At 68.5% G+C, this 12,572-nt stretch carries 11 protein-coding genes and 1 pseudogene; 4 read left to right on the top strand and 8 right to left on the bottom strand.

Translation table 11 applies throughout. The annotated features are described in order from the left end of the window. Positions 1 to 744: 744 nt before the first annotated feature. Positions 745 to 1,209, top strand: a complete 465-nt coding sequence (locus tag ACZ4SW_RS35530) for a DinB family protein (RefSeq protein ID WP_468253216.1) — start codon at positions 745 to 747, stop codon at positions 1,207 to 1,209. A gap of 216 nt (positions 1,210 to 1,425) precedes the next feature. On the opposite strand, the gene ACZ4SW_RS35525 is transcribed toward ACZ4SW_RS35530, so the two are convergent. After that, entirely contained in the window at positions 1,426 to 1,608 is a 183-nt protein-coding gene (locus ACZ4SW_RS35525) for a hypothetical protein (RefSeq protein WP_468253215.1), read from the bottom strand. A gap of 123 nt (positions 1,609 to 1,731) precedes the next feature. On the opposite strand from ACZ4SW_RS35525, the gene ACZ4SW_RS35520 reads away from it, so the two are divergent. From ACZ4SW_RS35520 to ACZ4SW_RS35510, 3 genes are all read left to right on the top strand, one after another. Next, positions 1,732 to 2,115, top strand: coding sequence for a hypothetical protein (locus tag ACZ4SW_RS35520; protein ID WP_468253214.1), 384 nt, complete (start codon positions 1,732 to 1,734; stop codon positions 2,113 to 2,115). 252 nt (positions 2,116 to 2,367) lie between these two features. Then, entirely contained in the window at positions 2,368 to 3,189 is an 822-nt protein-coding gene (locus ACZ4SW_RS35515) for a hypothetical protein (RefSeq protein WP_468253213.1), read from the top strand. A gap of 131 nt (positions 3,190 to 3,320) precedes the next feature. Continuing rightward, positions 3,321 to 3,701, top strand: coding sequence for a hypothetical protein (locus ACZ4SW_RS35510; RefSeq protein ID WP_468253212.1), 381 nt, complete (start codon positions 3,321 to 3,323; stop codon positions 3,699 to 3,701). A 364-nt stretch (positions 3,702 to 4,065) separates the two neighbouring features. Here the strand turns inward: ACZ4SW_RS35510 and ACZ4SW_RS35505 are convergent, their stop codons facing one another. The 7 genes and pseudogenes from ACZ4SW_RS35505 to ACZ4SW_RS35475 all read right to left on the bottom strand — a co-directional run bounded on the left by ACZ4SW_RS35505 (position 4,066) and on the right by ACZ4SW_RS35475 (position 12,413). Continuing rightward, positions 4,066 to 6,864 carry a hypothetical protein gene (locus tag ACZ4SW_RS35505; RefSeq protein WP_468253211.1) on the bottom strand — a complete coding sequence of 933 codons (2,799 nt, stop codon included), beginning with the start codon at positions 6,862 to 6,864 and terminating at the stop codon, positions 4,066 to 4,068. 140 nt (positions 6,865 to 7,004) lie between these two features. Then, positions 7,005 to 7,493, bottom strand: coding sequence for a major capsid protein (locus ACZ4SW_RS35500; protein WP_468253210.1), 489 nt, complete (start codon positions 7,491 to 7,493; stop codon positions 7,005 to 7,007). A gap of 114 nt (positions 7,494 to 7,607) precedes the next feature. Further along, positions 7,608 to 7,793, bottom strand: a complete 186-nt coding sequence (locus ACZ4SW_RS35495) for a hypothetical protein (RefSeq protein WP_468253209.1) — start codon at positions 7,791 to 7,793, stop codon at positions 7,608 to 7,610. Between the two features lie 465 nt (positions 7,794 to 8,258). Then, entirely contained in the window at positions 8,259 to 9,257 is a 999-nt protein-coding gene (locus tag ACZ4SW_RS35490; RefSeq protein WP_468253208.1) for a hypothetical protein, read from the bottom strand. A gap of 346 nt (positions 9,258 to 9,603) precedes the next feature. Continuing rightward, a pseudogene (locus ACZ4SW_RS35485) lies at positions 9,604 to 9,994 on the bottom strand (DUF4097 family beta strand repeat-containing protein); the annotation flags it as partial. A 584-nt stretch (positions 9,995 to 10,578) separates the two neighbouring features. Next, positions 10,579 to 10,947, bottom strand: a complete 369-nt coding sequence (locus ACZ4SW_RS35480) for an STAS domain-containing protein (protein ID WP_468253207.1) — start codon at positions 10,945 to 10,947, stop codon at positions 10,579 to 10,581. Between the two features lie 5 nt (positions 10,948 to 10,952). After that, entirely contained in the window at positions 10,953 to 12,413 is a 1,461-nt protein-coding gene (locus tag ACZ4SW_RS35475; protein WP_468253206.1) for a PP2C family protein-serine/threonine phosphatase, read from the bottom strand. Between the last annotated feature and the right edge of the window lie 159 nt (positions 12,414 to 12,572).

Below are 12,572 nucleotides of genomic sequence, written 5' to 3'. Positions count from 1 at the left end.
CACCTGGTGATCGACCAACTCAAGAACACACAACACATGCCCGGACCACCACCGGCGCCGCCGGGCACGCCTGCCCCCCTCCCCCCACCACCACGGCCCGCTCCAGCCGCCCACGCCGCCTAACCACGACGGGGGCAAGCAACACCCGCACCCGAACACCGCAGATCCGCGCCTGGCCCCAGCGGCGGCTCGGGCTGCTGCTCGTCACCCAGGCGCCGGTCGACTCCAAGATCAAAAAGCTACCCGGCTGTACGGCAGGGCGCGGCCGGCGCGAACGAGTCGGCCACCCCGAGCGCGCGCCGGGCCCGGCGTGGACACACCTTGCCCACGTCCGGCATCCGGCCAGCGCCGTCGGATGGAACGGGCCCCCGTCACGGGCCCGACGGGGGCGGGGGCCGGACCCCTGACAGGGCCCGCGACGGTCGGTGCGGGGCCGGCGGCCCCGGGGGACGGGTGGGGCGAGGGTGCGGCGCGCCACGGCCCCGTGCCGCGTCTGCCGGGCGCAAAAAAAAGGGGAGCCGCCCCGGGGACGTGCACCACGGCGTCGACCGACGGCGGGGCGGGAGGCGGAGCCACCACGGGACGCATACCAAGGCCGGCGTCCACACTCCAAGGCTCGAGCCGAACCGCCCAGCGGCAGCCGGTCGCCGCCGGCGCAGGCCAGCCGCAGAGATCCAACTGCCGTGCGCCCTTCGCTGTCATGATGGCCCGATGGACAACCGGGAGAGGACCGAACCTCCGCGAGTGGCCGATGAGCACGCCACACTGACCGGCTTCCTGCAGCGCCAGCGTGACACGCTGGCCATGGCATGTGCGGGGCTCACAGCCGAGCAGCTCAGGGAAAAGGCCGTGCGGCCTTCGGGCTTGTCGCTGCTCGGCCTCGTCCGGCACATGGCTGACGTCGAGCGAACCTGGTTCCGGAACGTGTTCAACGGCGAGCACAGTGATGTGCACTGGCCCCGAAGCGACGGCGGCGCTTTCGCCGTCGACACCGCAGACCCGTTAGAGGCGTTCGCGATCTGGCATGAGGAGTGCGCCCGATCCCGCGACATCGTGGATGCCGCCCAGTCCCCCGACGTCACCGGGCGGTACGGAGACGACGTCTTCTCTCTCCGCTACATCCTCACCCACATGATCGAGGAATACGCGCGGCACAACGGCCACGCCGACCTCCTCCGCGAGCGCATCGACAAAATCGCCGAACAGTAGTGGACGGCCGGGGCCGGTCAGGGCTTCGGTCTCGTCCTGGCCCGGCTTCGTGTACGCCCCGATGTGGGGCGCAGCATGGGGACCACGGCGCGGCGGCCACCGCCTACCACGAGCGCCGTACGACAACCGACTCCCACACGGGGCCGGCCGGCGGCCGGCCGGGCACGACCCCTGGCGCGGGCCCCGGAGCGAGCGAGAGCCGGACCCCTGAGGGCGTCAGTCCTCGCCCGGCTGCATGATCGTCATGACCGGCTCGGCGTTGTCGCCGGGGCCCGATCTGGGCGCCAAGCCGGACTCGGCGGGGCTGACGGGCACGGCCGCCTCGCGGAATCCGGTACAACTCGACCGTGACGCTGCTGCCCCCGCGCCCTGGCTGCGCCGGATGGCGGAGCGGGTCATGGTAAGGACGTCCCACAGACGGCCCTTCTCGTCCCGCGGGGTCTAGGATGGCAGCGTCGTGAAGAAGCCCGGACGCTGCTCCGTTCAGGGATCCGCCCACCGTTTCCGAGCTTTGTGGAGCACTTGGGGGACATCGTCTCGGAGCTCGCTCTGATCGGCATGACGAGGTGGCTTCCCGGAGGCAGGGTCTACCTCCTGAGCTTCGAGGGCCCTGCCCAGTATGTGAAGGCCGGTACGACGACGGGTCACGCGCTTCGCATGCGCAAGTTGCGGCACCAGGCACGCATGCACGGTCATGGCCTGTTCGATGCCTGGGTGACGGGTCCTGTCGAGGATGCCAACGGCTTTGAGCAGCACCTGCTTCGCGAACTGGCAGAGCTGTGTCCGGAACACCAAGGCGAGTACTTTCACGGCCTGCCGTTCGAGACGGCATTGGGCATTGCAGAGAGTGTGGCCCTCGCTTGGGGTGCACCATCTCGGGACTGGCCCTCACCCGTGCTCGATTAGAAGGCGCCGCCCAAGTCCGGTGGCGGGATCAACAACAAGAAGGACCCGGTGGAGACCGAGCTGCACACCGCGGCCTGCGCCGGAAAGGTCACTCTCGCCGCCGCTCAGCAGGCAATCGTGACCGACTGGAGCACCGCCCTCAGCAGGCTTGGCCTCGGCTGAGCTTGGTGCCGTGCGTATGGCGGCGTCCACCAGCCTCGGGGAGCATCGGTACCGCGGTTGACGCGTCACGGTGCTGCCACACTCGCGCCCATGAGCGACGACAGCGCCAAGAGCCTCGACGGAGCCATCGGCACCCACGTCAACGCCATCACCTACGAAGTGATGGGCTGGGCGACGGAGGCACTGCCGACGCATGTACCGGCGGGCGACCTGAAGAAGCTGAAGCTGGCCGCGGGCGAGCATCTCGCGGCGATGCTGACGACCGCCTCTCTCGGCATCGTGCCGGTCGCCGTAGATGTCCACGGCGGCGTGGATCTCGTCTACCGCGTGGCGGACTCGGAAAGCGACGCACTGTCGTCGCTGCTCGGCCGCAACGGTGTCGAGTTCGCCGACTTCGAGGTGAAGTCGATACCCGGTGACTTCCACGAACACGACGCAGCGGCCTCGCGGGCACTGAAGCGAGGTGAGGAGCCAGGCACTCATTGGGCGACGTTCGTGTCAGCGAACGATGTCGTGGAGGCGGCCCAGTCGATGATCGCCAAGGCCGTGAAGCAGTTGCGGGATAAGTCCTCGCCCGACAGGGCGCGAGTGGTGTTCATCGTGTCCCACTTTTTCGACCGGCCCTACGTGGAATGTCTCGACCTGGTGATCGCGCACACGTTGACTGCCCCGACGCTGCCAGACGAGATCGACGCCGTGTGGGTGTTCTTCGCTCCATCGCACCTGGTGGTGTGGTCAGCTGTCGAGCAGCGCTGGACGCAGCTTCTTCTCTGCAGTTTTAAGGAGGACGGGACGGCCCCGGAGGTCGACTTCGGCATGGAGCTGCTGCAGCACTACGAGGGGCTGTTCCTGGAGCGGGCGGGGATCGACGGGCCCTCGCCCTATCTACTACGGCCTCGGGACTGTCTATAGCAGGCACCCGCGCGTCGGCCGAAGGCCGCACTGCGTGAGCCGAAGCACGATCGGTGTCACAGAGGCAGGTTTGCTGTCACCAAGGCCGACGGCGGAAGCGGAGCGAGATACCAGAGGCGTAGCGTTCCGGCATGACGTCAGTGCCGCCCCGGTTCCCGCCGCATCCGATCCGCGGCGTACGGGTACTGCATCAGAAGCAGAACTGCGCGCCGCATTTCGCGGAGATAGAAGTGGATTTCGAGCCCGCAGATGAGGGCTTCGCCTTCCAGGTGGCTCAAGAGCTGACGGTGGACTACGAACCCGCCGAGGCCCTTTCACGCTTCTTCGCGGCTGCCGCCGTGGGGATCGAGGAGCAGCTGAGCTTGCCCGAGCACGGAGTCGTGATCGCCACTCGGGTGGTGCTGCGGCGCGCCCGCGCCGATACGTTCGGCTCTCATGAACTGGCGTTCAAGATCGCGGGCTATCTCGCCGCCCGCAAGGCGTTGGAACGCACGGGGTACCTGCGCCTCTGAGTGCTGCCCCTCGCGACGAGGTAGCGGAACATCACATTCAGCCGGACTCCGCGCGACACCAAGCGTGCTGCCCCGGAACGCGACGGGCCCAGGTGTGGAGATCCGCTTGTAGTCCAGGACGTAGGCCAAGGCGCCGTGGTGGATGGACTGGCAGCAGATGCAGCGCAGGATGGTCGACTGGCCGCGGCCTGTGGCTGCCGCAAACCGATGTGGTAAGCCTGCGCGAGGGTCCAGATGTCCATAGCTACCCTGACCGGTATTCCCGTCTCGCAGACATCGGCCTCGATACAGACGCTTGATAACGCGGATGGGGCCGCGGTTGCCCGCAGCCCCCATGCTGCATGCGACGTGAGTCAGGACATGGTTACCGTGCTGTCGTCGTGGTGCCGGTGGCCCACAGGGCGCCGCCCTTGCCGGTGCCGCCGGTGCTCTTGTAGACGACCAGGTTGCCGTCGTTCTGCATCACCGCGTACGCGCCGGAGTTGCGGTTCGTGCCGCTCGACCACAGGGCGCCGCCCTTGCCGGGCCCCCCGGTGCTCTTGTAGACGACGAAATTGCCGTCCGACTGCATCACCGCATACGCACCCGGGTGGCCGTAGCTCCGACTCGACCAGATGGCCGCCCCGTCACGTCGGCGATACATCACCAGGTTGCCGTCCATCTGCATGACCAGGCGGGTGTACGTGCCCTGCGTCCACCAGCCCGGCTTGAGGGTGGTGCCCGAGCCGATGGTCTGGTGCCGAGCGTAGGTGCCGCTCGACCACAGCGGCGTGACGCTTGCCTGCTCGTAGACCACGACGTTGCCGTCATCCTGCACCGTGGCGTACGCACCCGGCGCGCCGTCCGACGGGCCGGACCACAGGGCGCCGCCCTTGCCAGGTCCTCCGTTGCTCTTGTAGACGACGAGCTCGCCGTCCGTTTGCATCACCGCGTACGCACCCGGGTTGCCGCTGGTCCGACTGGACCAGACCGCCTGGCCGGCGCCCTTGCCGGTCTTCAGGTAGGCCACGAGGTTGCCGTCCGTCTGCATGGTCAGCGTCACCGTGGCGCTGTTCAGGCTGTGGCCCGGGGACAGCTGCTGCCCGGGGTACATGAAGGCGCCGGCTGCCGGGGCGGGGGTCGAGGCGGGGATGTGCGGGTCGAGAAGGTGGATGTTCTTCCCGCTGTCCAGGTAGGCGATTCCGCCCTGGTACTTGTCGACGGCCCAAGTGACCCGGCGGTCGTCGGCGACCGGTCCGCCCGGCAGGTCAGCCAGGTCGCTGGTGGCGGCGGTGTCGGTGTGGACGTCGGTGAGCGTGAGCTTGCCTGCCGTGTCGTGCTCGATGACGAATCCATCCCCGAGCTGGGCAAGACCGACGGGCACGGGCACGTCCTTGCCGGTGGCCAAGTCCCATACGCCTGCCGGGCCTGATACTCCACATGACCAGTACACCCAGTGCTGGGCGGCCGCCTGCAGCTCGCTGGGCACGCACTGCGCGCCGGTCGCGACGGTCTGAACGGTGCGCCGGGTGGTGAGATCGATCTGCGTCAGCGTCCCCGCGGTGGGCCCGGGGACCCATACCGTGGAGCCCGACAGCGCGGCGGCGGAGATGGGGCGGCTGAAGAGGACGTGGCTGCTGCCGCCCGCGTCCGCATCACCGATGTACTGCTTCTTCGTGGAGCCGCCGTCGTAGACGACGTAACGGCCCTCGGCGTCGACGAGGGTGCCGCCGGTGGCGCCCGGCGTGACCAGAATCGGGTTCAGGTCGGGAATCTTGATGGCGACGGCATCGCCCTGGCCGCTGCCGCCGGGCTGCAGCTGGGAGATGCTCCCGTCACCGTTGGCGATGGGCGGATTGCAGGTGGACGTGGTGTCGCAGTCGGTCGGGGCGAGGGAACCACTGAAGCCCTGCTCGGGGCCGTAGGAGGGCGGGGAACCCAGCTGGACCTTCCGGTCGTAGACGTAATCCCCACCGCCCTGTCCGCGCTGGACCGTGAAGAGCGTCCCGCCGCCGAATGCCAGCCCGTCGAGAGGGGCGGGCACGGCGGGGTCGGAGTCCACGGCGGTCCCTGTGGGGGTGCCGTCCGGCCCGGCGGTGAACAGGCGGGCCGCCCAGTCGGTGGCGGCTGAGCCGCCCGCAACGACTGCCCCGTTCGGCTGTTGCCTCAGCGTATTGAAGTTGACGTGTTCCAGGACTGGAGTCACGGTGGAAGACCCGGACAACGGCATCGCGTAGAGCGGGTAACCGAGTGTGTCGTCCGCGGTGAGCGGACCGCCGTGCGATACCAAGTGGGTGATCAGCAGGGAGTCGCCCGCGATGGCCAGGTTGCGCAGGGTGCTGGTGTACCCGCTGCCCAGCGGCGCCGCTGGCACCTGGATGCTGCTCTCCGGGCCAGCAGGGGCAGAGCGGGACACAACGTGGACCTGCCCCGCCGATGCCTTCCCGTCTGCTCCGTATGACGAGTACCAGGCTAGGTACTTGGCAGACAGTGCGACGTGAGCGGATGGGGCCAGCGGCCCCATCACCGGCGTGACCGCACCGGTCGCCAGGTCCACCAGCGCCAACCGACCCTCAGTAATGCCGTTGGTGCTGTCTCTGTAGAGGATCACCACCGAGTCGGCGTCCCCGGCGAGAACCGTGGGCTGCGGTGTGGCGCCCGCGGGCCAGCCGCTGACCGGTGTGTCGATCTGCTGCCCGTCCGCCACGGCGAGCACATGAAAGCCCGTCACCGTTCCGTCCGCGGCCTTGGTGACCGTCAGCACGCGCGAGCCGAAAGTCCCCAGATAGCTCTGGCCGGCGCCGGGGGTGATGGTGGTGGTCGTTCCTGAGTCCATGTCGCGCAGTTGGTATCCGCCGGCCGAGGGGATGGCCACGACATCGGAACCCGCGCCGTTGAACCCGGGTATCGGGTTGGTCCTGAGCCCGGGCAGCGGGATGTCCGGCCCACCCGCGTACTTCGTCCAGACGAAGGTGGACTCGGTGTCGGACCGGTGCAAAAAACCACCAGTGCCCGCGAAGACGACGGCATCGCCGGGCGGATTATTCAGCAGAGCGGCCGGTATGACCGTCTCCGTGGGGGTGTCGGCCGAGGCCGTCGCCGCCGTAAGCGGCAGGACCCCCGAAGCGAGGGCGAACGTCGCAGCGACCGCGATACATCCGCTCCTCAGGGTGTGATGGGCCACCCATTCCTCCTTCACGGTGGGAAGGCACGGGGGATATCCGGCCGACCGCTCCAGACTCTGAACGGCTCTGATGGTTGAAACGACGTTGTCGCTCCGGTACCCGAGCCCTCGGTCACCGTGACCCCCATGCGGAGGCGAGGTTAACCGGTTGCATCGGGCGACATGAAGTTGGGGCCGATGACGACCCAGACCTCGCTCGGCACGGTCAGGTGCTTGCCGAACGGTTGCGGCGGCCACGGCTGGTCGAAGAGTCCTGAGGCACGCGGAGTTCGTGCGCGACCATCGTGGTGCCAGGTGACCAGCTCGGAGAAGTGGCGCTGCGTAAAGCTGCCCGCCTCCAGGAAGACACCCAACAGCGGTCCGGCTCCAGGCAGGCGATTTTTGAAGCATGTCTTGACTGCTCCGGAGATATCGTCGGCCTCGGTGTGGACGAACGTCATCGAGCCGACGTCGAGCGACGGGATCTTGACGAACCGCAGGCCGCCACGGGCGAGCTGGATCTCAGGGGCGTCCCTCAGCGTCTCGGGGCACGCGATGTCGGTCAGCTCGTACACCGTCTCCGATGGGGCGCGCCAGCCGCCCGAGCCGACGATGTTGCCCTGTGGCAGGCGAGACTGGTCGGCGGCCAAGGGTGTCGAGTCCGGCACCGAGCAGCAGGCTGCGGATCGACTGCTCGTACTCGCTGGAGCGGACCCGGTCGTGCGTGAGCTGACCGGTGAACAGGCGGCGGGCCCGCAGCCGGATCAGGGCGACGGCGTGGGGTTCGGCGCCGGCGTCGGTCGCGGCTGTGCGGCGGCGTCCCCGGCGAGCTGGTTGGCCGTGCGAAGGCCGATCGTGCGGCGGGAGTACCGCGCCCGCCAGTGCGCCCAGTCGGCACCGTGCGGGGTGCTGTCCACCCGCTCTTCCCACTTGGCGTAGGTGCCGCGCATGCCCTCGAGGTCGGCCGCCCACTCCTTGGTCCGCTGCTGAGCGAGATCGGCGAGCTGGGATCGCGCCCTGCACCGGAACCGGAACGGTTCAGGGTGCGGGTCTCGTTGCAGCCGGTGGGATCGAGGCAGATCTCTGCCGAGAGGGAGCGAGTGCCTTTCCCGGTGTGGGGCAACTCGACCTGGCCGTCGGGTGGGCTGGCGCTGGTGCTCGTGTTACATGGGCTGACCGACCGGCAGAACGCAGCAACGGTCCGTAGTGGAACCGGCGCCGGCTCGGCCGGATAGCTGCCCATCACCAGCCGCAAAGCACGAATGGTCCGCCTACGCCTTCGGCGGACCATCATGCAAGTCACCCGGACCTCTGGCGACGACACCCTGGAGTCGTGAAAATTGGGGTGGGCGGCCGCCCCGCCGACGTCGTTCGATCTTGGTGCCGATTCGAGCCTGTATGCAAGCAGATCGGGGTCAGTCCTGGGGCAGGATTTTTTCTCGAGCTTCTGGCGAACCGACGATTAAAACCAGAGTCCCAGGGACTTTGGAGTTCTCTTTGAACGAAACGCTACCCTGTTGATCAGAAGTAGATCCGCGATCTTGAGACGAGTAATCGATCACCATCGCCGACTTGCTGCAGCCCAGCGAAGCCCATGTTTTGGATTCGCTCGGACCTGCCGCCGAAGCGAAGCTGTAGGGGCCTGCAGGGTACTTCGTGCTGCGTTCTGAGTCCTTTTCAGGCCACGCAGAGGTCACATGGATCAAGGACCGCGTAGGGTTCGTCGCGTCAGCTACGCGAAGGCCACAGGAGTCCTCTTGGACGTATGCGGTCAGACGGTAAGCGCCCTTGCGGACTTCGCCTATCACCTTGGGCGGTTGAGATTGAGGCGGGAATTCACCCTCCGCAATAAGCCGTGCTTCTTTGGCGTCGATAGACTTAAGTTGACTTAAGGGCGCAAGTTGGCCAGCCGTCGATTCGTGCGCGGCTCCGCTTCTGCTCCCCGAAGTGCATGCCATGCACGAGAGCGCAAGGGTGACCCCTATGGCTATCTTTCGAATCATCTGCACCATGGGGCCACCCGAACTCGCGCCGCCGGCGAAGCCGCCGATCAGGCTGCGGGAGGCGGCATGCTGTGTGCCAACAGGCACCCTCTCAGGACGCGCTGTCCCGAAGGTGGTGCGTAAGGACACCCTGGATGTCGATGAGCCACTGGCGCAGGGACAAGCCGGTGGGCGGGGGCTCGTGAGGCCGAGGACCTGCGCGGAGTGCTCGATCTGCGTGACGTGCGGGCCGTAAGCCGTGTGGAACTTCTGCCCCTGCTCGTCGTCGCCCCACGGGGCTCCCGCCGCGGCCAGGCCCTGCTTCAGCGTGGTCAGCGCGTGTGCGAGGGCAACGCTTTCGCGGTGGAAGGCGGGCGCCGCCGTCTTGATGTCATCGACCTTGATGTCGAGTATCTCGTCCTTGCCACCCATGACTTGAGCGCCTTCCCCCTCCGTCGACTGCCCGGGCTTTTCGACCCTAGCCACCGGGTTGTCAGCTCATGACGGCGTGTCACGCAAAGCCAAGGCAAAGATCCGTTCGATTGCCGTGAGTTCTCTCACGGCAGGTACCACATCAGGATGAGTTGGCTCCGCCGGTGACGACGCCGGACCGATTCCAGAGGTCCTTGGACGGTCTCTCCGACGCCTTCGCGGTGGACGGACTTGAGAGGCCGTTCTCATGTGTATTGCCGGTCTCTGGGCACGGCCGAGCCGTCGGCGGCGGCCGACGGGATGTCGATCGCTGTGGGCCCGGCCGGTGGGGCTGGCCGTGGCCTCTTCACAGGCTGCGGGCGGTGATGTCGCCGTGGGAGGTGGTGGAGCGGATACCGAGTTCGGCAGGGCCGTCGTTCTTCAGGGTGTTGCTGATGCGGCCGTAGGCGGTGTCGGCGTCCAGGGCGGCCGAGACGCTGGCGGCGGCGCCGATGTGATGTCGCCCGACGGGTGGTCAGTTGGATCGTGCCGCGGACGGCCTCAGCGATCCAGTTGTCGCCGTGTGCGGTGCTGATCTCCGCGGAGCCGCCCAGCCGGCGGGCGTCCACATCGCCGTCGACCGCGGTGAGGCGGAGGCTCACGGCCTCGTCGACCTTGGTCTGGTGGTACGCGCCGTCGAAGACGACTTCACCGAGGCGGCCGACGGGGCGCAGCTCGCACGCCCCGGTCCTGGCGTCGCAGGAATCGAGGTACCGGTGGCCGTAGGGGTTGTCGACCAGTTAGGTGTAGGTGCCGTCCGGTCGGCGGCGCAGCACGTCGGACGACTCGCCGCTCAGGTCGAGCGTCGTGCCGTCGGGCAAGGTGGCAAGGTCGCTTTGATGGTCCACTCATCCGCCCAGGCGACGATGTCCCCGGTGGCAAGACCGGCCCAGCGGTGCGCCCGCAGGTCCGGGCGCACGCTCACGTAGGCCGCGAGCGCAGTGCGAATCTCCTCCAACCCCCGCACGTACGCACCCGGCCCGGTGACGTAGACCGAATCCGGGTCGAAGCAGACGCATCGCATGGAGAACACCGTGGGGTGGCGAGCACCGGACGCTGCGGCCACGGCCAGGCCGGAGGAATCTGCATGCGCTCCCCCGGCGGCCGTTCGGCCACCGGCACCGGGTTGCCTCCGCCTGACGGGCCGGTGGCGGACGGTTGGGCCGTCCGGGCGCGAAAAAGGCCTCCCCGCTGAAGTTTCGGACCCGGTGCAGGATGCCGTCGGCCACCTGGCGATGAATCGCGCCACCGCCCGCAACGGCGAGGCTGGCGAAAAAGCGGTTCAGACGGTGTCGGGGGCGCCCTGGTGGGCGCTGAGCGCGTCGGCGGTGCTCGGGTAGTGGGGCAGGAGGCTGTCCACTCCGGTGAGGGTGAGCATGCGCATCAGCCGGTCGGGGACGGCGGCCAGGGTCAGGGAGCCGCCGGCGTCCTGGGCGCCGTGCCAGATGCCGATCAGTGCGCTGAGGCCGGCGGAGTCGCAATAGCCCACACCCGACAGGTCCAGGATCAGGTGGTGGTGGCCCTGGTTGATCAGCTCCAGCGCGCGGGTACGCAAGCCGGGTGCGGTATGCAGGTCGATCTCGCCGGTGACGGTGGCGACCGCTGCGGGACCGCGGGTGGCGGTCAGGGCCAGCTCGATGTCGTCGGTCATGGCCGTCAGTGCTCCTCGCCGACGGGCGCGGCGGTGGTGTGGGCGGTGGATCCGGCCCCCGTCGCGGCGGCGGCCTGGTCGGGAGTGGGAACCGACAGAGCCAGCAGGGCGACGTCGTCACTCGCGCCCTCGGGCAGGGCGTCCAGCAGACCGACGGTGTCCTGGACCAACTGCGCCGCCCCGCACGAGGCGGGACGAGCGGTGAGGAAGGCCGTCAGGCCCTCGTCACCGAGCATGGTGCCGGTGCCGGTGTGTGCCTCGGTCAGGCCGTCGGTGTAGAGGAGCAGGGTCTGGCCTGGGGCGAGGTGGAGGGTGGTGGAGGCGAAGCAAGCACCGGAAAAGGCCCCGATGAGCATGCCGCCCTTGGGGCGGACCGCTTCCACCCGCGTGCACGTGGCGGGCCCGGCTTCGGGCGGGGCGGGGCTGAGGTGGTAGGCCGGGGGGTGCCCACCGGTGGCCAGCTCCACGGTGAAGCCCCCGGCCGCAGCAGGGGTGAGGGTGGCGAAGAAAGCTGTGCAGAACCGGCTGCCCGCCCACACATCGGCCAGCAGGGTCCTGTTCAGGGCCTCAAGTACCGCGACGGGATCGTCCGTGTGCTGGGCGGAGGCTCGCAGGGTGTAGCGGGCCAGGGAGGTGATAGTGGCCGCCTCGGCGCCCTTGCCGCACACGTCCCCCAGGAACAATCCCCACTTCCCGGAGGACAGGGGGAAGACGTCGTAGAAGTCGCCGCCCACATCGTGCACGGACGCGGTGTGGTAATGACAGGCCAGCTCCAGGCCGGGCACCGTCGGCAGCGCCGGCGGCAACAGAGTGCGCTGCAAGGTGGAGGCGAAGGAGGCGATCGCCGCCTTGTCCCTTTCCGCCTGCTCCCGGGCCGCCCGCTCAGCCTCGGCGGCCCGCTGCTTCTGGCGCACGGTGCGCAGCGCGGACAGTCGCAGCTCCATCTCGTCCATCACGATCGCCGCCAGATCGGTCAGGGTGGCAGTCTGTTCGGAGGTGATGGAGCGGGGCTTGGTGTCCAGGACGTTGATGGTGCCCAGCTTGTGCCCGTCCGCGGTGGTGATCGGGGCGGCGGCGTAGAACCGAACCCCCAGCGGACCGGTGACCAGCGGGTTGCCGGAGGCGACGTCGTCGAGCAGGGTGTCGGGGATCACCAGGGCATCGTCGCGCAGCACCGCCGAGCCGCACAGGCCCGGGTCGCGGCCGATCTCGCTGACCCCGTCCAGGCCGTGCGCGGCCTTGAACCAGATCCGGTCCTCGTCCACGATCGTCACTGTCGCCACGGGGACGTCGAACAGGCGGGCTGCCAGCGCAGCCACCCGGTCGAACGCCCCGTCGGGCGGGGTGTCGAGGATGTCGTAGCGGCGCACCGCTTCCATCCGGCCGGCCTCGACGACCTCGTCGGGCACCAGATGCAGGCGTTTGCCAGGAACGCCGTCCTCGGATGCCGAAGCCTGCTCGGGCATCGGCTTTCCACCTTCCTTGACCTCCCGCAGCCACCGGGCGCGACGCGGGCCAGCGGAAAGCCTAAGAGGTCCTAACAAAGGCGTTGGACGTGACGGTGGGTGATGAGGCAGGTGGCGAGGCCGAGGAATGCTTCGTGGATGTCGTCGCGTCGCTCCCAG

The organism is Streptomyces sp. NPDC028331 (genome assembly GCF_055565775.1).
The sequence above is the reverse complement of the archived record's forward strand: the minus strand, read 5'-3'. Positions and strand labels throughout refer to the sequence as shown.

Bases quoted from the DNA above. Each gene is read 5' to 3' on its own strand.
- ACZ4SW_RS35480 (WP_468253207.1), bottom strand. From the start codon at position 10,947: ATGACCGACGACATCGAGCTGGCCCTGACCGCCACCCGCGGTCCCGCA.
- ACZ4SW_RS35495 (WP_468253209.1), bottom strand. From the start codon at position 7,793: ATGCGCGGCACCTACGCCAAGTGGGAAGAGCGGGTGGACAGCACCCCG.
- ACZ4SW_RS35475 (WP_468253206.1), bottom strand. From the start codon at position 12,413: ATGCCCGAGCAGGCTTCGGCATCCGAGGACGGCGTTCCTGGCAAACGC.
- ACZ4SW_RS35525 (WP_468253215.1), bottom strand. From the start codon at position 1,608: ATGACCCGCTCCGCCATCCGGCGCAGCCAGGGCGCGGGGGCAGCAGCG.
- ACZ4SW_RS35510 (WP_468253212.1), top strand. From the start codon at position 3,321: ATGACGTCAGTGCCGCCCCGGTTCCCGCCGCATCCGATCCGCGGCGTA.
- ACZ4SW_RS35490 (WP_468253208.1), bottom strand. From the start codon at position 9,257: ATGGGTGGCAAGGACGAGATACTCGACATCAAGGTCGATGACATCAAG.
- ACZ4SW_RS35515 (WP_468253213.1), top strand. From the start codon at position 2,368: ATGAGCGACGACAGCGCCAAGAGCCTCGACGGAGCCATCGGCACCCAC.